Source organism: Paramicrobacterium chengjingii (assembly GCF_011751765.2).
GTDB classification, from domain to species: domain Bacteria; phylum Actinomycetota; class Actinomycetes; order Actinomycetales; family Microbacteriaceae; genus Paramicrobacterium; species Paramicrobacterium chengjingii.
This window is the reverse complement of the sequence record NZ_CP061169.1, coordinates 3250061-3269698: the sequence shown is the minus strand read 5'-3', so window position 1 is coordinate 3269698 and position 19638 is coordinate 3250061. Positions and strand designations below refer to the sequence as shown.

Below are 19638 nucleotides of genomic sequence, written 5' to 3'. Positions count from 1 at the left end.
ATGCCGACGGCCCCCGATGTCACGAGGCGTTACGCGTGCGTTCCGCCGCCTCCTGTACCTTCTTCATGACCCCTTCAGGCGTCTGCTGACCACCGAGCATGAGTTGAGTTTCTGATAGGTAGACCTGAACGATTTGCGGGTCATACGCGTTATCAAGCCACGGAGTCATCTGACTTGCGTCAATGATGTCGTCGGACATGTCCTTGACGATCTGAGGAACGTCCGCCTCGTCAACCGCTCCCTTGATCGGGCTCAACTCACCGGTATCCTCCATGTACTTGACGCCGTTCTCCTTGCTCAAGATGAACTCAAGCAAGCGTTTCGTCTCGTCGGGATGTTTTGTGTTTTTGGCGATCACGAAGCCTTCGGGAGCACCAGTCAATTGCTTGGGGTCGCCTTCTCCCCCTTTGACGGCGGGGAAATTGAATGTCCCGTAGTCGAACTGTGCGTCCCCGAAGTAGCCCACTTCAGCGCTTTGGGCGTAGAAGATCGGTGCATCACCGGCCACCCAGGAATTTCGAGCGACCTCATGGTTAATTGCAGCCATGTCGTCGTTCATATACTCCGACAGCTCTTGGAACCGCTTGAGTGCGGTGACGTAGCCGGGGTCTGTGAATTCGCCCTTGGACGGGTCTTGATCGGACTCGAAAACGTCGGGATTGACTGTGCGCTGATTGAGGGTTCCCACCCAATGCGCGATCGTCCATTGGTCTTGAGCTCCATACTCGATCGGGGTCATATCTTTCGACTTGATCGAATCGAGCACGGATGTGAACTCAGCCCAATTCGTCGGTGCGTCAAGGCCCAGATCGTCAAAGACGTCTTTGTTGTAGAAGAAGACCTTCGACTGCATTCCCACCGGGAGTCCGTACTGTGCGCCATCAATGTTGAACGGCTCAAGCTGACTCGGATGGAAGCTGTCTGCGAAGTCGGAGTTCTCTTTCAGCCATGGACCGAGATCCATGACGTTCCCCCCTTCAACAAGTTCCTTTGTGAATGTGCCGCTCCACGAGAACATCAGATCAGGAGCGTTCGCGGACCCCGCGACGACCTTCACCTTGTCTTTATAAGAGTCGTTGAGCACCCTCTCAACATTCACTTTGATGTCAGGATTCTGCTGCTCAAACTGCTTGACGATCTCGTCGTAGTATGTTTTCTTCGGTTCGTTAGGCCACCTGTGAAAAAAGCTGATTTCCACTTGCCCGTCACTTGCGCCGCCGTCAGCCGAACATGCGGCGAGCGGAAGTGCGAGCGCAGCAACCGCGATCGCTGCCGTGATTATCCGTGTTCTTGCACGCTTCATTGCGTCCCTTTCATTCCAGTGTCGATCTGCCAGAGATCAGTACTCCATGCGCCACATGTAGCGACGAACACTCAGCGGGTGACCACGGTGGTCAGCGAGGGCGTCTGCGTAGGCACGGAGAACGATGTTGAAGATGATGTGAGTGAAGACAGGACGGACTCTCTCGTCGACGTCACTGAGTCCGAATTCCTGCGCGTCGATGACGAGCGCACGTTTTGAGTACTTCTGGAGAAAGTCGACGGCACGCTGCTCAACTGGTCGGGTCTCGTCGAGACCGATGAGCGCGATGAAAGGAACATCAAAGTCGGTGACTTCAAATGGACCGTGGAAATACTCTCCGGAGTGGATAGCCGCCGAGTGAACCCATTGCATTTCTTGCAACAGGCAGATTGCGAATGAATATGCAGAACCGTAGTTGGAGCCGGAAGCCATCGTGTAGATCAACGGTTCGCGGCGAGATTCAAAGCCCCAATGGTTAGCTCTGTCCGCGTAATCGGCGCGAATCGCCGGGGCGCGGTCATTGAGAGTGGCTGTCGCCTTGGTTGCAGAATCGGCAAGCGTAGTGCCATCACGATCATCGAGAATGCCGGCGACAAGACGCAGGATGAGGGTTGGAGCAATGTGTGCCTCGCTCTTGCCTTCACCGTGTTGGTACGCGACAACGTGTTCGGAAGCCTCGGCCAGAGGGGATGCAGGGTCGAAGGTGAAGGCAACAGTGAGTGCGCCGCGTGAGCGCGCAAAGCGTGCGGCTTCGGTTGTTTCAGGCGTGGTTCCGGAGTGCGAGCACAGAATGACGACGGTGCTCTCGTCGATACGAGAGGAGTTTCGTGATGTGAACTCGGCAGCGTTGATGACCTTGGCTTCGAACGACGATGCGTTTGTGTCAAGGAAGTACTCAAATGGCATCATGACGGCGTGCGACCCGCCGCATGCGGTGAGCACAACTCGCGAGATGCCCTTGAGCGAGGCGATGGCCTCCCTGGCTGCGGTGAGCTGCTTCTCAATAGTGGTCGAATCGGTGAATGCGGCGTTGGCAGGCAAGTGTGCCCCTTTCTAAAATACGTTATGAGACGTAGTATGACGTCTTATAACGCTATACATTAGCCGCCCATGCGCGATTGCAAAACCCTGTCATCGATATTTATGGTCACGGAAATGTAACGACATGCAACGACGGTCTCGTCATAGTCGGCTCAACGTGCGCCAAACCCGCCGTTGGCGTGTGGTCGCCTGCTTGCCCAAGCGCGAATGGCCGTCGACGCGTGGTGGAGGTGCGTCGCGTCATGTTTGACACCGTTCCCAAAATCGTGTTCACTAAAGAATATAGAAATTTGGGACCGTTCCCAAACACTGACTAAATGCAGACAGCGAACAAAGGTGTAAGGCTCATATGAGTGACGTCATTCCCGTCCCGGACGATTTCGAAGACTGCGTCCAGCACGCGATCGACCAGGATTCCAAAATCCGCGAATTCGTATCTTCCGTCCAGAGTAAGGGACTCGACCATGTCTATCTGGTTGGCTGCGGAGGGTCCCACTTCGGGACTTATCCCGCGTTCGAGCTGCTCGACCGGTACACAAGCGACTTTGGTGCAACGCGGATCACAAGTGCAGAGCTGACGTCGCGAAACCCCGCTGACCTTGGTCCGAACGCATTGGTCGTGGCAGCATCGCACTCCGGCAACACACCGGAGACGGTGGCAGCTGCTGAGTTCGCGAAGTCGACAGGGGCGACGGTTATCGGCATTTCGCGTCAGGGTGACAACGGGCTCTCACGTCTCGGAGACCTTCACCTCGACTACCCCGACACGATCTCGATCACCGAGCCCAAGCTGGTTCTCAACGAGCTTGTTGCGCTGGCACTCCTCGAAGGTGCCGGAGAAACGCAGAAGGCCGCCGAAATTCGTGCCTCTATCCCTGCCCTTCCTGGAGCACTTCGAGCTACGAAAGACGAGGTCGCCGAGGCGGGAGAGCGCATCGCAGATATTCTGAGTGACTCCCCACGCAGCTATATTGTCGGGGCCGGACCGGCCTATGGCATGGCAAAGATGATGGCATGGTGTTACTTCATGGAGATGCAGTGGATGCACTCGGCGGCGATCAACGGAGCTGACTTCTTCCACGGTCCGCTCGAAATGATCGGCGAAGATGTTCCGCTTGTCGTTCTGCTCGCGGAAGACGCGACTCGGTCGCTCGGCGAGCGCGTTGTTCGCTTCGGCGAGACGTACACCAACAAGCTTGGGGTCGTTGACACAGCATCCCTCTCGCTTCCCGGAATCAAGCCGGAAGCACGCGGCGACCTCAGCGTGCTCGCACTCATGAGTGCAGAACGACGTATTCTCGACCACGTGGCCGCACGGCGTGGGCACGACACGTCGGTCAGGCGTTACATGTACAAAGTGGAGTATTGAATGCGGCTGCTTGGAGTTGGCGACAACGTCGTCGACCGGTATGTAACTCTTGGCCGCGAATACCCTGGCGGCAACGCCGTCAACGTTGCGGTGTTCGCCCGGAGGCTCGGAGCGGAATCGTCATATATGGGTGTGCTTGGCGACGATTTATCGGGCCAGTATGTGCTTGATAGCCTTCGCCGCGAGGGCGTCGGAACCGAATTCTGCGAAGTCGCTCAAGGACCGAATGCGTTTGCTGAGGTCAAGACCGTAGACACCGATCGAGTGTTTGTCGGAGCCAAGCCCAACGTTGCCACGTTCTCGCCGAAGGAGAGCCACTTCGAAAACATGAGCGATTTCGACGTTGTCCACAGTGGATACGCAGGCACATTCGGGTCGTCGGTCGTCGCTATGGCCGAAGAGAGCAAAGTATCTTACGACTTCGGCTCGGAGGAGAAATACACCCTCGAGAGTGTGGATCTCCAGTCGATGCTCCCGCATCTCTACCTTGCGTCATTCTCGGGAAGCCACTTGGATGCCGCTGGAGCGGAGGCGCTCGCACACTATGCGATTGAGCATGGTGCGAAGCACGCGCTCGTTACCAGGGGACGAAACGGAGCGTACCTTGCACAGTCCTCGAGCGGCATGTGGCAGGATGCTGAGCCAATCAGCGTTGTGGACACCTTGGGTGCAGGAGATGCTTTTATCGCCAGTGTTCTCGTTGGTCTCTTGAACCGACGAAAAGTTTCAGATGTGCTTGCGTCCGCGAGCGCGCACGCAGCCCAAGTCTGCACGAGGTACGGCGCGTTCGGTGATGGTCGACCGTTCAGCTCGCGAAATGCAGGTCGCGCAGCAAAGAAAGAATCGTCGAATACGAAGGCAGGTATCCAATGAGTTTACGTATCGGAGTGGACACAGGCGGAACCTTCACCGACGTCTGCGCTTTCGATGAGACGACGGGTGAAGTACACGTTCGGAAGGTATCGAGCACCCCTGACGACCCAGGCAGAGCAATCCTCGCTGGAGTGACCGAACTTCTCAGCCAGGTCGGCGATCGCAGCATCACTGATGTTGGGTACTTTGCTCACGGAACAACGGTAGGCACCAACGCTCTGCTCACGCACAGCGGAGTTACGACAGGGCTCATCACGACACGCGGGTTCAAAGACCTCCTTGAGCTTGGTCGGGGTCGACGCCCTCACATGTACAACCCGCAGGCTGACAAGCCAGTGCCGTTCGTGCCGCGCGAGCTTCGGTACGAGGTTACTGAGCGTGTTCGACACACCGGCGACATCGAGATTGCGCTGAACGAGCAGGAGACGCGGGATGCCGTTCGAGCTCTCGGCGAGCAGGGTGCTGAGTCCATCGCCGTCTGTTTTCTTTACAGCTTCCTCGCACCGCAGCACGAACGACGTGTCGCTGAGATCATTCGGGAAATTCTCCCCAACGTTCACATCTCGTTGTCGTCCGAAATTCTCCCTGAATTCCGCGAGTACGAGCGACTCTCGACGGTGGTGACTAACGCATATGTTGGTCCCGTCATCTTCCGCTATCTCTCCCGGCTGCGCGAGCGGCTCGCTGAAGATGGCCTCACCGCGACGCCTCACGTGACGCAAAGTAATGGGGGCGTCATTCCCTTCGCAACTGCGGAGGAGATGCCCGTGCGACTCGTGCTCTCTGGCCCGAGTACAGGTGTTGTGGGAGCCGCGCAGATCTGCGCAGCTGCGGGGCATCCTGACATCATCACTTTTGACATGGGCGGCACGTCGTCCGATGTGTCACTCGTGCAGAACGGCGAGCCGAAGATCACCTCCGGTATGGAGTTTGAAGGACGGCCGATCCGTTCCCCCATGCTCGACATCCACACGGTCGGTGCGGGTGGAGGCTCACTCGGCTGGATCGACACCGGCGGACACCTTCGAGTTGGACCTCAAAGCGCAGGCGCATTCCCCGGGCCCGCGTGCTACGGACATGGAACCGAGCCAGCCGTGACTGATGCCAACGTCGTTCTTCGTTTTCTCAACCCCGAGTACCTCCTCAATGGGCAGATGAAGATCGATCGCGAGGCATCCGTGACTGCGCTTCGCGCCATCGGTGCTCCCCTGGGCCTCGAGCCGGAAGAGGCGGCACTGGGAATGCTCCGCGTCGTCACAGCGAATATGGCACGAGCAATTCGAGTCATCTCTGTGCAGCGGGGATACGACCCCCGAGACTACGCGCTCGTTCCGTTCGGCGGCGCAGGCCCCTTGCACGCGTCTCGACTTGCACGAGAACTCGGAATCGACACCGTCGTGATTCCAGAGATTCCTGGTGCACAATCAGCCCTCGGGCTGCTCATGACTGACGTCAAGGCCGACTTCATGCAGTCGAAGATTACCCGTGTGGACCAGAACAGGCCCGAAAGGGTCGACGCCGCATTCTCAGAGCTCGAAGGGCAGGCAGCTGCCTGGTTCGACGACGAGAACATCGATTCTCGTGACCGGAAGATCGTCCGGCGCCTCGATATGCGGTATGCCGGGCAAAACTTCGAACTGCCGATCGAGGTTCCCGAGAAGCTCAATGACGCAGAGGCGTTGGCAACCGTCATCGACCAGTTCCACGCTGCCCACGAACGCATGTACGGCTATCGCCTGGAAAACTCGGTGCTCGAAATCGTTACGTTCCGAGTTCAAGCGGTCGGGAAGAGCTCCACAATTGAGCTGACACGATCCGAAGGCGCGGGGGCCGACCCGTCCCAGGCGCTCGACAGCGGGCGTGAAGCATATTTCGACCCGGAGACGGGTTATCGAGAGTGCCCCGTCTATCGGCGTGATGCTCTGCGTGCTGGAAACAGAATCTCCGGGCCGGCCATTATCGAGCAGATGGACACCACAACGGTGTTGTTGCCCGGCGACGAATGCATCGTTGATTCGTTGGGAAATCTAGTGATCACGATTGGGGAAGCCTCATGAACGCGAACGCAGTGACCGTACCAATTGGCTTGGATCCGGTGACCGTCGAAGTCATCGGGGCAGCAATGTCGACGATCGTGGAAGAAATGAGCGAGACCCTCGTCAAGGCAGCCTTCTCACCGAATATCAAGGAGCGACGTGACTGCACGGCCTCGCTCTTCGACGCCGCTGGCCAGGCAGTAGCTCAAGACGAGGGTGGGTCGCCACTCCATCTCGGATCGCTGATGGGAATCGTGACATCCATTCGGAGCCGGTTCGATGACGATCAAATTCTCGAAGGCGACGTCTTCATCGGGAATGATCCGTACACCGGCGGCGGATCGCACTTGCCGGACATCGTGTTGGCCACGCCGATATTCGTGGAGGGAACGGTCGTCGCTTGGGCCGCCACGCTGGCGCACCACGCCGATTTTGGCGATCGAGGCCATGCGCATATCTACCAGGAGGCGATTCGAATCCCGCCGCTTCATCTTGTTCGCGCCGGTGTGGCCCAAGATGAGCTTTTGCAGTTGATCCTCCTGAACTGCCAGGTTCCCGAGGAGAGAGAAGCTGACCTGCGCGCGCAGGAAGCAGCCTTGCGAGTTGCTGTCACGCGATTTGGCGAGCTCTGCCAGAGATACGGTGTGGCAACAATCACGGCCGCCTCCGATGAGCTCCTCAACTATACGGAACGCCGAACCCGAGCCGCGATTGCTGATTTTCCCGACGGTGAATACGAGTTCGAGGACCTCTTTGACTGCCCGGAACTTGACGACGAGCTCACTCTCAAGATTCGTATCGTTATAGCGGGTGACGAGATGCACTTTGATTTCGCTGGCAACCCGCCTCAAGTGCGAGCGAGCATCAATGTGGTCTGGACCGGGTTGTATGCGTCCGTGTACTACGCCGTGAAGACGCTCATCGATCCGGATATAGACCCGAATGCTGGGCTTTATCGCCCCATCCGCATCGACGCACCACGTGGTTCGGTGGTGAACTGCCAAGCTCCCGCCGCGGTGAACGGGAGGAGTGAGACATGTCAGCGCATTGTGGACCTCATCATGGGAGCGCTCGCTGATGCTGTCCCAACACGTGTCACTGCTGCAAGCAATGGTGCGAACACTGGGGTTCATTTCTCTGGGCGCGATCCGGAGCGCTCTCGTGACTTCGTCTACCTGGAAACCATCGGTGGGGGAAGCGGGGCTCGAAGCACAAAAGACGGACTGGACGGCGTTCAGGTTCATATGACAAACACGTCGAATCTGCCGGTTGAGAGTCTTGAGACCGAGTACCCCCTCATGGTCGAGGCGTATGAACTGATAGACGACTCTGGTGGCACGGGGGAGTTCCGTGGAGGACTTGGAATACGGCGACGGGTCAGAGTTGAGGCCGATGACATTCACTTCTGGCTCGATACAAGCAGACAGAAGTCTCAGCCGTGGGGACTCTTTGGCGGAGGCTCAGGAGCTTCGGCAACATGCGTGCTCAGCGAGGGTGCTCAGCCGATCGATCATGGATACTCCGTCCTCAAAACTGGCGATGTCGTCTCGATCGAGACGGCTGGAGCTGGCGGTTATGGGGAGCCTCGTGACCGAGACGAGACAAGTGTCGAGCAAGACCTTCGCGACGCGAAGATCTCTGCTGAGACGGCATCCGAATATGTGAAATCACGAGGGAGCGAAACGACCTCAGAGTAGTGCGGTCTCCTTCAACGGTGAAAGGAAGCTGATCGCCGCGGGCTGCGCGTCAACTGCGTGGATGGAGTTCACGCGAGCCTGATGGACGGGCGAACACGGCTCGCAGTCGAATCTCTCATGAGCAGCTCTGCCTCTAGGAGATGCTCAAGCGGATCGGCTGCAGCTCCGCGCACAAGGTTAGTGAGAACAGTCGCCGCCGTCGCTCCGAGCTGTTGACTGGGCTGCTCAACGACGGTGACCTCGGGTTGAACCATTGTTGTCCACTCTTGATCATCGAAGCCGATAAACGACATGTCCTCTGGCACTGATAGTCCTCGAGATCGAATCCCACGATAGGCGCCCGAAGTCAGCACTGCGTTGGTGGCGTGAAGGGCAGTGGCTTCGATGCCAGATGCGAGGAATCGTTCCACCGCCTCCTGCGCACTAGTCGTCGTGTACCCCGAATGGATGATGAGGTCTTCGTCAAGTTCAATGCCATGTCGTTTAATGGCGCGAAGATACCCGATGATTCGCTGTGCAGACGGACGTAATAGCGACAGGTGGGGATGGCTTGAGGAGCTCTCAGCGAGCTCTTGAAGTCTGGCGAGCGCCGGAGCCGATTCGGCGAGGAGCGCGATGCGTTCGTGTCCGAGATCAGCCAACGCCGCAACCGCCTTTTCGGCCGCGTCGACATGATCGACAGATACCAAAGGCAAATGCTCAAGCCCGGTCATTCGGCGGTCGAGCAACACAACGGGCATGCCTTCGTCAGCGAGTCGGAGGATCGCTCTCGGATCTTGTTGGAAGACCGGGGCGATCGCGATTCCATCAACACGTTTCTCCGCGAACAACTCGAGCGAGCGTTCCTCAATATCGGGATCATTGTCGGTGTTGCTCACGAGTACCTCAAAACCAGCCGCACGTGCGTTGTCCGCAACGCCCCTCAAAATGGCTGAGAAGAATGGGATGATCACGTCCGGAACGACGATGCCTATGGTGTTCGTGGCCCCCGATTTCATCGACCGTGCAAGCTGATTGGGTCGGTAGCCTAGGAAAGCCGCAGCCTTCATGACTCGCTCATGGGTTGTGGCACTGGCCGACCCATTGCGGGCGAGAACGCGCGCAGCTGCGGACTTAGACACACCCGCTTCCCTTGCAACATCCATGATTGTCACTGACTCGCGTGTCATACGGCCCTCCAGGCTTCGGTCGCATGGTAGCAAACGTGCCGCTCCACATGACGTTTCATCACCATCTGGTAAATCTCGAACCATCATATTGACATCGTTCCCAAAATGGGTCAAAGTGGAGGCAATATACAGCGGGAACGTTCCCAAAATGGGAACCAAGGCAAGCGGTTGTTGTGAGCACACAGCAGCGGCGAGGAAGCAAGGAGGCTGACCTATCCACCTGTCTGAACCCAATATTTCTGCCCTGGTGAACGTATCTCGAGCCAGGCAATCACATCGGCGCTCGTCATTGAGCGCACGTCTACAGCCTTTCGTGCCCGGTCGGCATGAGAGAAATGGAAAGGTTTCATGGTGAAGACCACTCGTCGTGACCCGAGCGCAGCGCGTTCGACTCGCTCATTAGGTGGGAAGGTTGCAGTGCTGGCCACTGCGACTGCGCTCGCAATCTCACTGGCCAGCTGCGCAACAGACACATCATCAAGCGGCGCAGCCTCGGATCAAACACTCAGCTACGGCCTGTCTGCTGAACCGACTGACATCAAGACTGGCGTGGACCAGGGGTCCGCGGCAAAGGAGGTCGTCGCACTTGTTCGTCGAGGCCTTCTTCAGTACGACTCGGATGGGCAGCCTGCTCCTGCGCTGGCCTCAGAATTCGAGGTCTCAGAGGACGGGCTCAATTACACGTTTACGCTTCGGCCTGAACTCAAGTTCTCGAATGGTGACAGCTTGACTTCCGCAGATGTCAAGAGAACATTCGAGTACTTCGCTGAGCCAGAAAACGGTGCCACTTACCAGAGCCAGTTCGCAGGCGTCACAAAGATTGACACACCAGACGACTCAACCGTGATCGTAACTCTTGACACGCCGCAGACGGCATTTCCGCAGGTGCTGGCCGATCCTTTGTCGGCCATCGTTCCGGAAGACCCGCTCGATAGTGAAGGCAGCCCAGTCGGAGCCGGCCCGTTCATGATCACCGAGTACAGCAAGGGCGTATCTTTCACGCTCGAACCCAACCCTGATTTCTACAACGCCGACAAGGTCGAACTCGACTCGATCGAGATGACGTTCATGCCGGATGCCCAGACGCGAGTCAAAGCGCTCACGAGTGGGCAGGTGCAGTTCATCGATTACGTTCCTGCGTCTGATTACCAGAGCCTCGAACAAACTGATGGAGTCACGCTTGATCATGTTCCCGGGCTCTATGGGGCTTTGCTGCTCAACCTCACGGAGGGGCCACTCGCAGAGCCCAAAGTGCGGCAGGCGATTGCCTATGCGGTCGACCGCGAGTCGTTGAACGAGGTAGGTACTCTGGGCTACGGCGTTCCTGGCGGAGGTCTACCGATTCCGGAAGACAACGACTACTTCGATGAGAAACAAGCCAAGCACTTCTCCCATGACCCGAAAAAGGCCAAAGACTTGCTGGCGGAAGCGGGTTATGGCGACGGGTTCAGCCTGGATCTCGTCACCACTTCACAGTACTTCGGTTACACGGAGCGAGCGCAGGTCGTGAAGAGCGACCTTGCCGAGGTGGGAATCGACGTGAAACTTGTGACCGGTGACTATGCGAACCTCATCTCAAAGGGAGACTCGGGAGACTACGACCTACTCTTGAGTGGACCTCCCGCAGCTATGAGCGACCCCACCGCGCTGACCGGTGCGTTCATCGGCGGACCGAGCTTTGTTCGTTCTTACGGAATTAATGAAGATCTCTATGCGAGTTTGCTGACGGAAGGGGCGCAGACCCCTAATGGCGAGGAACGCGAAAAGATCTACCACGAGCTTGGCGAGATTTTCCTTAAGAATGTACCGTTTGTTACCACTGGACAAGGAACAACGGCATTTGCCTACTCCGATTCTCTCGAGGGTTTCACAACGATTGGCGGGGCGCTCGTCTACTCGTCGTTGTACAGCTTCGAGACCGTTCGACTGACCGACTGATTATCTCGGCCTCGATCCCTTTCATCATGATGCGAATGAGAGCGCAATGATACGACAAATTCTCACGCGTGTCGGCCTCGGTGTCGTCACTATATGGGGCGTTGTTACGACAGTCTTCGTAGCGCTTCACTTGGTGCCTGGAGGGCCCGCGGCCATCATCCTTCAAGGCGGTGCCGGCGGCGGGGGCGTAAATCCCGCCGCTGTCGCCGCGTTGGAAGAGGAACTCGGGCTAGACCGTCCGCTTGTCGAGCAATATGTCGTCTATTTGGTGGACCTTGTGAAAGGGGACTTGGGTAACTCGATCAGATACTCCGCCCCCGTCAGCGAAGTGATGGCTGCCCCCTTCGGCAACACGATCGTTCTGGTGATCATTTCCCTTGTGATTGGAAGCGTCGTCGGCATTGCTTTTGGCACGATCGCCGGGAACTGGCCGGGCAGCGTCTTCGATCGTGTGCTGTCTGGGCTTCTTTCCGTTGCGGTATCGACGCCTGGATTCGTTATCGCGATATTCCTGTCGCTGTTCTTGGGCATTACCCTTCGATGGTTTCCCCCCTTGGGATTTACGCCGCTCGAGGACGGCATCGGAGCATTCCTGTGGCACGCGTTTCTCCCCGGTCTCGCACTGTCATTTGGATTTTTGGCAATGCTTGGTCGGGTGACACGAACATCAGTCCTCGCAGTGAGGCGGGAAGACTGGGTTCGGACCGCTCGTGGCATGGGACTATCGCGACCGAGAGCGTTCCGTCGGCACATCTTTAGAAACGCAATGAACCCTGTCGTCACGGTATCCGGTCTGCAGCTCGGAATGATGCTGGGGGCAACGGTCTTAGTCGAGCAGGTGTTCAACTGGCCCGGTGTGGGGCTGACGCTCCTCAACGCGATTAACGGGCGCGATTATCCACTCGTGCAAGGGATTGTGATCGTTTTTGCGGTCGTCTTTATCGTGTCGAACTTTGTGGTCGACCTTCTATACCGGTTCCTAGACCCTCGAGTGAAGGGGTAGCACAATGCGTAATCTCGCCCGAACTTTGTGGAACAAGTCGAGCCCGGGGCTTTTCATCACCACGTGCATTACGTTCCTTGTCATCTGCTTCATCTTCATCTACCCACTCACCACAGATACGAATCCGCTTGAACAGGATGTTCAGAACGCATTCGCGCCCGTCTTAAACCCGGGACATCTACTGGGGACAGACAATCTTGGTCGCGACGCATTTGCTCGTCTCGTCTTTGGGCTTCGAACCGAACTCATCGTCTGCGCCGCCGGCACACTTCTGGCCGTAATCATCGGTACCCTCATCGGCATCCTCGCCGCTTATTTTCGAGGTATAGCCGATCTGCTCCTCATGCGCTTTGTTGAAATCATCCTCGCGATCCCGACGCTCGTTTTTGCGATGCTCATCGTGTCTCTATACGGCGCTAGCAATGTGACCGTTGTCGCGATTTCCGCCATCGTGTTCTTTCCTGCTTTTGCGCGTCTCGTGTACGGAGAGATTCTGTCGCTTAGAAGCGCGCTTTACGTGGAGGCAGCCGAGTTGTTTGGAGGGACGCGCTGGCAGGTCATCAAAGGACCATTACTACGAGGAGTCGGCCCGCTAGTGCTCGCTCAAGCGTTCGTCACACTTGCCTTTGCCGTTGGGCTTGAGTCAGGTTTGAGCTTCCTGGGCCTCGGTATTACTCCGCCTGAGCCGTCGCTTGGCCTCATGATCGCGACCGGCCAACAATATTTCATGCAGAGCCCGTGGCAGCTGTTGATTCCGAGCATTGTCCTCGTGTTTCTCCTCGTAGTTTTCGGCTATGTAGCGGACTGGGTGAGGGACCTTCTTGACCCTCGCGGCGAGGTCCGCTCCCGTCGACGCACTCGCCGAGAGCTCACGCAGAAGGTGGATGTCTGAAGATGAATGATCAAATGAGGGCCGCCTCTCCCGAAGCCGTCAGCTCATCGACGAAGGATGACGTGCTTCTGAGAGTCGAAGATCTTCGCATTTCTATGTCCGGCACCGGCGTGGTGCATCAAGCTAGCTTCGACGTGCACAAAGGCGAAGTGGTCGCGATCGTCGGCGAGTCTGGTGCAGGAAAATCAATGACCGCCATGGCGATTCCACAGCTTCTGCCACCCGGGGGAGAATGCAGTGGGTCGATCCGCTTTGATGGTAATGAACTGCTGGAGACATCTGACCGCGCGATGCGGCGAATCCGCGGTGCCGAGGTTGCGTGCGTCTACCAGGAACCCATGACAGCACTAAACCCGCTGCACACGATTGGTGACTTCCTCGAGGAAGCAATCGGTGCACATGTGACGCCCGAGACCAGGAGCAGGGCACGCACTCCCCAAGAGCTTCTCGAAGCCGTCGGATTGGGGTCACACAACGGAATATTGGAGCGTTATCCGCACCAATTGTCGGGTGGACAACGGCAGAGGGTAATGGCAGCAGGTGCAGTGGCGTGGAAGCCGAAACTTCTTATCGCCGATGAGCCGACGACCGCGCTCGATGTGACCACTCAGCGTCAGATGCTCACTATGTTCCGTCAGCTCGTGGAGCAAGAAAACATGGCGATGATATTTGTGACCCATGACATGGGCGTCGTCGCGGACATTGCCGACTCGATCGTCGTGATGCGGCACGGGGAAGTCGTTGAGACAGGGGATGTCTTTTCAGTTTTCGCAGATCCTCAACATGAATACACGCGGATGCTTCTCGGAGCGGCCCAGACGCTCCACGGTGCCAGTGATACTGCCCTCACGGTCACCGATTCGAGCGGTCCGCCCGAGAAGAGGGTGGGTGTAGCTGTACTGGAAGCTAACGCGCCCGCGACTGAACCGGCTCTCGTTACCAGCGAACTCACGATCCAGTACCAGCAGAAGCGCACGAGAAGAAGGCGAACAGCTCCAGAGACTAGGGCGGCAGTAAACCGAATCGCTCTCGAGGTCTCTCGCGGTGAAACATTAGGCATCGTGGGCGAGTCAGGATCGGGCAAATCGACGATTGCCCGATCGATCCTCGGTCTGACCCCCATCACGTCGGGTATCGTCACGCTCGGTGGCATCGAGATGACTGGGCAATCACGTCGCGATCGTCGCCAAACTCTTGCACGTGTCGGCGCTGTGTTCCAGGATCCGACATCGTCCCTGGATCCGAGCCTCCCGTTATGGAGAATCGTCACTGAACCGCTGTGGCGCGGCGGGACGTTGCGGGATAGACGGAAGCTACGCGCACAGGCCGCTGAACTTCTTAGTGATGTCGACTTGGATCCGACGTGGATTGAGCGACGTCGTCACCAGCTTTCAGGAGGACAGCGGCAGCGCGTGGCTATCGCCCGTGCCATCGCGCACCGTCCCGACGTGCTCATAGCAGATGAGCCAACATCTGCACTCGATGTCACGGTGCAAGTGAAAGTCCTGGATCTCCTGGCCCGTCTGCAAAAGGAGCACAACTTCGCGTGCGTATTCATCAGCCATGACCTGTACGTGGTCTCAACCGTCTCAGATCGAATTCTCGTGATGAAGGACGGCGAGGCAGTTGAAACAGGAAGGACGGTGGATGTTCTCGGCTCGCCGTCTTCCGAGTACACGAGGGCGCTTATCGGCGCTATTCCTCTACCGGATCCAGTGAAGCAGCGCGCGCGTCGCAACCTCGCGCAATCGTCTGAGACGTCTCGCAACTCGCAGTGAGGACAGAAAATTCGTGAAAAGTCAGCACGCAATCCCTGGGCACTACGGCTCTAAACAGGTAGCTACGGGCACAGAGGGAATGGTAGTGAGCTCTGAGCCTATCGCCGTCGCGGCTGGAGTGGAGGTGCTACGCGATGGAGGCAACGCACTCGACGCCGCACTGGCAGTTGCCGCAACACAGCTGGTTACAGAACCGCACATGACGTCCCTGACAGGAGGCATCTCTCTCGTGTACCGGGAAGCCGGTTCGCAGAAGGCCTCCTACCTCTCAGGAAACATCAATGCTCCGCTTACAGAACTGAATGATTTCGGCGGAGCCGACCTCACTCGAGCTCGCGGAGTTCCTGTCCCTGGATGGTGGCCAGCGTTCGAGGCCGCCCACAAGCGGTTCGGGACGTTGTCACTCAAGCGGCTACTCGAACCTGCAGTCGACGTTGCGCGTGACGGGTTCGCTGTTTCCCCTTACCTTTTCGGTGAGATATATCGGGCGCGAGAGAACTTGGGTCGCAATGCGCAGTCTAGGGAGGTCTTCTTCCGTGATGGCTCGCTCGTTGGCCCAGGCGAGGCGCTCGTTCAAAAACGCGTGGCACGGACGCTCGAGCGGCTAAGCGACGAGGGCATGGACTACTACCTCGGTGACTTTGCGCGAGAGTTTTGCGCCGCCAGCGATTCTGACGGCGGGGTTATCACGAAGGAAGATTTCGAAGCTTATCGCCCTGAATGGGCTGACCCAATTCAAGGTACATACCGCGGCCTTGAAATTGTGGGGTCTGCGCCTCCCGATGATGGTGGGATGCAGCTCGTTGAAGCGCTCAATATTCTGGAGAATGTCGACTTGGCTGCGCTGGGGCCCGCAAGCGAGTCACCGCGCACACTTTCTGCGCTTATTGCTGCACATAATGCTGTCTATTACGCACCTCCGCGAGAGAAGCGAGTTCGTGAGAGCAAGCGAGTGACAGATGTGCTCCTGTCTAAGGCATACGCCCGTCAACGCTTTGACGTATTGGACACTCTCGCGTGCCCGGCGCACGAGACTCCGCCGACTCCGGGAACGATACATATTTCCGTAATCGATGCCGATAATAACGTGGCCACACTCACTCACTCGCATATGGCCTCGCCGTGGGTCAACGGGCTATACGCGGAGGGTTTCCAGCTCAGTGGCGGTGGGTCATTCTTCCAGCGCATCATGCCTCAGCCAGGCGAACGGGCCACCGTCTATCTCGCGCCAAGCATGGTACTTCGAGATGGCAAGCCAGTGATCGTATCCGGATCTCCCTCAGTCTCGCTCGTGGCATGTGTGATTCAAAACCTTGTGAATCTGATTGACTTTGAAATGCCAATCGAGCAAAGCGTAGCCGAACCGCGGTTCGGCGCTCGTCCTCACGACCCTGCCCTGGGCTGGGTACCAGGCACCACCCTTGAGTCCGGTTTCTCAAACACTACTCTCAAGGAAGTACGCAAATGGGCCGGTGCGAATCGGCTTTGGCTACGGGAAATCGGGCCCTGGAACTCCATGACTGGCAACTTTGACGGCATCACGATCGATCCAGATACGGGGTTGATGCGATCTTGTGGTGATCCTCGCCGGATGGGAATAGCTATGTCAGCGTAATGCTCGAAATTGTCGGGGATTACAGCGACAGGCGTCGCCTGCCTAGGGCCCCGGTATCGACCTCGGAGTGCTCGCCTACAACGTGCGCTCCGCCTGACCGGTATAGGGAGCTGTGAGTGGTGGGGGAATCGGTCCCTTGATTCGGCGCCCTGACTGCTTCTCTTCCCACGCATGGGCGAGCACTCCGACGGAGCGGCTCAGAACAAAGAGCCCCCGCGCAAGCTCGGGCGGCACCCCGAGTTCTGCATAGACGGTGGCCGTCGCACCGTCGATGTTCATGGGCAGGCGGGTTGCGTGAGAACTGCGACGCCCCAATGCTTGCTCAAGTGCGCGAACACACGCAACGTAGTCCCCCGAGATTTCGCCTGCCTCGACAGCATCATCAAGAAGATTCAGCAGCGGATCTCGACGCGGATCGACGGTGTGAAAGCGATGACCGAAACCGGGAACATAAGCTCGGCGGGTCTTATGCTCCTGCACAACCTGGGACGCGGCATCATCGATGTTTGTGCCGGCATCCATTCTCTGCTTCATGTCCCACAGCAGCGCGACACACGCCTGCCCCGCCCCTCCGTGAACATCTCCGAGGGCGTTGATCCCGCTCGCCATGGCGTTATTCAGACCGATGCCGCACGTCGCAGACATGCGCGCGATGGCAATCGAAGGAGCTTGGGGCCCGTGATCTGCACTCGAGACGAGCGCCGCTTCAAGAAGTTTCGACTGACCCGGCGTCGGCAGGTCTCCTCGCACGAGAAGCCAAATCGTGTCGACGAAGCTGACGTGACCGATGAGATCCTGAATCGGATAGCCGCGAAAGTTGATCAGGTTGGGCGCAATCTCACTGATACCCGTCGACCACCAATCGCGAACATCGTCAACTGTCGTTTCTGACGCCTCGCTCATATCGCTCCTTCCGCCCGCAACTGCTGAATCTGTGCACTGTCGAATCCGATCTCGCGCAAGATCTCGTCGGTGTGCTGCCCCAAAGCGGGTGGTCCAGACGAGGGGCTGCTCGTTCTGCCGTTCATCTGAATGCCGTTGCCGAGCACAGATACCGTGGCATCGTGCTCGTCATCGCTGGAGCAATCCGGCACATCGTGAACAAGATTCCGAGAGGTGACCTGCTCGTGAGCAAGGGCATCGGGCACAGTGAGCACCCTTCCGGCCGGCACGCCGACTCGCGACAGAGTCTCCTCCCACTCCGCTGACGATTGCGCAGAGAGCGCAGCCTCGATGAGACCGTGGAGTTCTTCGCGGTGGAGAAGCCGGGATTCGCGATCGCTGAAGCGAACATCCGCGATGAGTGAATCGGCCCCGATCACGCGACAAAGCGTCTCGAACTGAATTTGCCTGTTGGCAGAGATGTTCAAAAGGCCGTCCCCCGTGTGGAACGTTCCGGAGGGCGACGCAGTGAAATTCTCATTGCCCAGCGGAATGGGGTCTTGGTTTGCGACGAGGTAGTTCGACACCACCCACCCCATGGAGGTCATTGCGGTCTCGAGCATCGACACGTCGATCGTGGCACCGCGCCCCGAGCGTTGCCGTTCGAAGAGCGCTGCAGAGACCGCGAGTCCTGCTGCCATGCCGCCGAGTGTGTCGGCGATGGGGTATCCGGCTCGCAGCGGACCCGACTCCGCAGTGCCCGTTGCATACATCATGCCGCTCAGCCCCTGGATGATCTGGTCATAGGCGGGCCTGTCTTTCAGCGGCCCCGTCGCGCCGAATCCTGAGACGGCGCAATAGATGAGTGCGGGGTGGATGCTGTGAAGCACGCTGTCCGAAAAGCCCAATCGTGCGAGTACGCCGGGTCTGAAGTTCTCTATGAGCGCGTCAGCGCCGCGAACCAATTTCGTGAACACGTCACGGCCGGCGTCTGACTTGAGGTTGAGCGTGATGGAGCGCTTGCCTGCGTTCTGGGCAACGAATGAGGCACCCATTTGGCGAGCGTTCCGATCAGCATCCGCCCCGAGTTGCCTCGCGAGATCACCCGTGCCGGGGGCCTCGATCTTGATGATCTCTGCACCGAGCAGACCCAGCTGATAGCTCGCGAACGGGCCCGCCAGCACGTTGGTCATATCCAGAATTCGCACTCCCGCGAGGGGGAGTGGGGTGCCACCGTCGTCACTCATGTCGAACCACCCGTTGGCTGAGGTCACCCAGATACTGAGCGGATGCTGCGCTCATTGTGTTCGGAACGCCGAGATCGTTGAGATAGGTGGCGGTATCCCGCATTTCCTGAGCTCGTCTCACCGCATGAGTTCTGCTTCCGACGAGGAAGCGATCGATGACCGCCTGGCCGTCACCAGCGAGTTGGTTTGCGATCTGCTGGCGCGTCCATTTGGTGAGACCTGCTGCCTCCGAGGCATCCACGGCTTCGCAGATGATGGAGGCCAACCCCTTCATGAAGATGCTGCGCAGCAGCTTGTGAGCCATGGCCTCCCCAGGCTGAGCGTCCTCCAGCACCTCGACCTCGCCGCCGAAGTCGAGTAAGACGGTCGCCACTGCTTCGGCGCCGGGTCCGGCCAACATGACGGGAACGCTGGGACCATGAACAGAGACCGGCCCGAGCACCGCTACGTCGCAGAATCGCGCGCCGGTGGCACTGACGATGTCGCCGACCTCAGACATGACCTTCGGGGACGCTGATGTGAAGTCCGCATAGATGCATCCGGGGGACAAGCGCGGGGCCGCATCTGCCGCAATGCGCGGCGCAGCCGATGCTCCCGTCATGATGAGAACCATCTCGGTGCCGTCGACTGCATCGCCTAACGTGCTGGCGATTGTCAGCCCATCGCTGGATGTCGACACAGCGGGATCGAACCCGATGACATCATGGTCTGCATCGCGCAGTGCCCTGGCGTATCGCGAACCAACCTCGCCGAGACCTATAACGGCACACTTCATGAGCGTTCTAGCCTTTCTGT

Annotated in this window: 15 protein-coding genes; 9 read left to right on the top strand and 6 right to left on the bottom strand. The window is 58.2% G+C overall.

From position 1 onward, the window contains the following. Positions 1 to 19 precede the first annotated feature (19 nt). Both HCR76_RS15770 and HCR76_RS15765 read right to left on the bottom strand, forming a co-directional pair. Positions 20 to 1303, bottom strand: coding sequence for an extracellular solute-binding protein (locus HCR76_RS15770; RefSeq protein ID WP_166987105.1), 1284 nt, complete (start codon positions 1301 to 1303; stop codon positions 20 to 22). Between the two features lie 36 nt (positions 1304 to 1339). After that, positions 1340 to 2344, bottom strand: a complete 1005-nt coding sequence (locus HCR76_RS15765) for an SIS domain-containing protein (protein WP_166987108.1) — start codon at positions 2342 to 2344, stop codon at positions 1340 to 1342. A gap of 349 nt (positions 2345 to 2693) precedes the next feature. On the opposite strand from HCR76_RS15765, the gene HCR76_RS15760 reads away from it, so the two are divergent. From HCR76_RS15760 to HCR76_RS15745, 4 genes are read left to right on the top strand one after another with little or no spacing between them, the layout of a single operon-like run. Then, positions 2694 to 3713 carry an SIS domain-containing protein gene (locus HCR76_RS15760; protein ID WP_166987111.1) on the top strand — a complete coding sequence of 340 codons (1020 nt, stop codon included), beginning with the start codon at positions 2694 to 2696 and terminating at the stop codon, positions 3711 to 3713. Beyond that, positions 3714 to 4586, top strand: a complete 873-nt coding sequence (locus tag HCR76_RS15755) for a PfkB family carbohydrate kinase (RefSeq protein ID WP_166987114.1) — start codon at positions 3714 to 3716, stop codon at positions 4584 to 4586. After that, a complete protein-coding gene (locus tag HCR76_RS15750) occupies positions 4583 to 6643 on the top strand; it encodes a hydantoinase/oxoprolinase family protein (RefSeq protein ID WP_166987117.1) in 2061 nt (686 codons plus the stop codon). Before HCR76_RS15755 ends, HCR76_RS15750 begins: the two co-directional genes overlap by 4 nt. Then, positions 6640 to 8319, top strand: coding sequence for a hydantoinase B/oxoprolinase family protein (locus HCR76_RS15745; RefSeq protein ID WP_166987120.1), 1680 nt, complete (start codon positions 6640 to 6642; stop codon positions 8317 to 8319). Before HCR76_RS15750 ends, HCR76_RS15745 begins: the two co-directional genes overlap by 4 nt. 68 nt (positions 8320 to 8387) lie before the next feature. Here HCR76_RS15745 and HCR76_RS15740 read toward each other — a convergent pair whose 3' ends face one another. After that, positions 8388 to 9488 (bottom strand): LacI family DNA-binding transcriptional regulator, encoded by a 1101-nt coding sequence (locus HCR76_RS15740; RefSeq protein WP_166987123.1) that lies wholly within the window; start codon positions 9486 to 9488, stop codon positions 8388 to 8390. A gap of 348 nt (positions 9489 to 9836) precedes the next feature. On the opposite strand from HCR76_RS15740, the gene HCR76_RS15735 reads away from it, so the two are divergent. From HCR76_RS15735 to HCR76_RS15715, 5 genes are all read left to right on the top strand, one after another. Further along, positions 9837 to 11426, top strand: a complete 1590-nt coding sequence (locus HCR76_RS15735) for an ABC transporter substrate-binding protein (protein WP_166987126.1) — start codon at positions 9837 to 9839, stop codon at positions 11424 to 11426. A 46-nt stretch (positions 11427 to 11472) separates the two neighbouring features. Further along, the gene (locus HCR76_RS15730) at positions 11473 to 12429 is read left to right on the top strand and encodes an ABC transporter permease (RefSeq protein WP_166987128.1); all 957 of its coding nucleotides are present in this window, start codon (positions 11473 to 11475) and stop codon (positions 12427 to 12429) included. 4 nt (positions 12430 to 12433) lie between these two features. Then, entirely contained in the window at positions 12434 to 13321 is an 888-nt protein-coding gene (locus tag HCR76_RS15725; RefSeq protein WP_166987132.1) for an ABC transporter permease, read from the top strand. Between the two features lie 2 nt (positions 13322 to 13323). Next, the gene (locus tag HCR76_RS15720; RefSeq protein WP_198248081.1) at positions 13324 to 15099 is read left to right on the top strand and encodes a dipeptide ABC transporter ATP-binding protein; all 1776 of its coding nucleotides are present in this window, start codon (positions 13324 to 13326) and stop codon (positions 15097 to 15099) included. A gap of 85 nt (positions 15100 to 15184) precedes the next feature. Next, positions 15185 to 16714 carry a gamma-glutamyltransferase gene (locus tag HCR76_RS15715; protein WP_198248080.1) on the top strand — a complete coding sequence of 510 codons (1530 nt, stop codon included), beginning with the start codon at positions 15185 to 15187 and terminating at the stop codon, positions 16712 to 16714. A 75-nt stretch (positions 16715 to 16789) separates the two neighbouring features. Here the strand turns inward: HCR76_RS15715 and HCR76_RS15710 are convergent, their stop codons facing one another. Genes HCR76_RS15710 through HCR76_RS15700 form a run of 3 tightly spaced genes read right to left on the bottom strand, consistent with a single transcriptional unit; the run spans position 16790 to position 19618 of the window. Beyond that, entirely contained in the window at positions 16790 to 17617 is an 828-nt protein-coding gene (locus HCR76_RS15710; protein WP_166987135.1) for a citryl-CoA lyase, read from the bottom strand. Then, complete coding sequence (locus HCR76_RS15705; RefSeq protein ID WP_166987138.1) at positions 17614 to 18843, bottom strand: CaiB/BaiF CoA transferase family protein; 1230 nt, start codon at positions 18841 to 18843, stop codon at positions 17614 to 17616. Before HCR76_RS15705 ends, HCR76_RS15710 begins: the two co-directional genes overlap by 4 nt. Beyond that, positions 18836 to 19618 carry an NAD(P)-dependent oxidoreductase gene (locus HCR76_RS15700; RefSeq protein WP_166987141.1) on the bottom strand — a complete coding sequence of 261 codons (783 nt, stop codon included), beginning with the start codon at positions 19616 to 19618 and terminating at the stop codon, positions 18836 to 18838. The genes HCR76_RS15705 and HCR76_RS15700 overlap by 8 nt, the downstream gene beginning before the upstream one ends. Between the last annotated feature and the right edge of the window lie 20 nt (positions 19619 to 19638).

Excerpts from the sequence above, each read along its gene's own strand:
- HCR76_RS15770 (WP_166987105.1), bottom strand. The coding sequence starts at position 1,303 with ATGAAGCGTGCAAGAACACGGATAATCACGGCAGCGATCGCGGTTGCT.
- HCR76_RS15760 (WP_166987111.1), top strand. The coding sequence starts at position 2,694 with ATGAGTGACGTCATTCCCGTCCCGGACGATTTCGAAGACTGCGTCCAG.
- HCR76_RS15755 (WP_166987114.1), top strand. The coding sequence starts at position 3,714 with ATGCGGCTGCTTGGAGTTGGCGACAACGTCGTCGACCGGTATGTAACT.
- HCR76_RS15750 (WP_166987117.1), top strand. The coding sequence starts at position 4,583 with ATGAGTTTACGTATCGGAGTGGACACAGGCGGAACCTTCACCGACGTC.
- HCR76_RS15745 (WP_166987120.1), top strand. The coding sequence starts at position 6,640 with ATGAACGCGAACGCAGTGACCGTACCAATTGGCTTGGATCCGGTGACC.
- HCR76_RS15740 (WP_166987123.1), bottom strand. The coding sequence starts at position 9,488 with ATGACACGCGAGTCAGTGACAATCATGGATGTTGCAAGGGAAGCGGGT.
- HCR76_RS15735 (WP_166987126.1), top strand. The coding sequence starts at position 9,837 with ATGGTGAAGACCACTCGTCGTGACCCGAGCGCAGCGCGTTCGACTCGC.
- HCR76_RS15730 (WP_166987128.1), top strand. The coding sequence starts at position 11,473 with ATGATACGACAAATTCTCACGCGTGTCGGCCTCGGTGTCGTCACTATA.
- HCR76_RS15725 (WP_166987132.1), top strand. The coding sequence starts at position 12,434 with ATGCGTAATCTCGCCCGAACTTTGTGGAACAAGTCGAGCCCGGGGCTT.
- HCR76_RS15720 (WP_198248081.1), top strand. The coding sequence starts at position 13,324 with ATGAATGATCAAATGAGGGCCGCCTCTCCCGAAGCCGTCAGCTCATCG.
- HCR76_RS15710 (WP_166987135.1), bottom strand. The coding sequence starts at position 17,617 with ATGAGCGAGGCGTCAGAAACGACAGTTGACGATGTTCGCGATTGGTGG.
- HCR76_RS15705 (WP_166987138.1), bottom strand. The coding sequence starts at position 18,843 with ATGAGTGACGACGGTGGCACCCCACTCCCCCTCGCGGGAGTGCGAATT.
- HCR76_RS15700 (WP_166987141.1), bottom strand. The coding sequence starts at position 19,618 with ATGAAGTGTGCCGTTATAGGTCTCGGCGAGGTTGGTTCGCGATACGCC.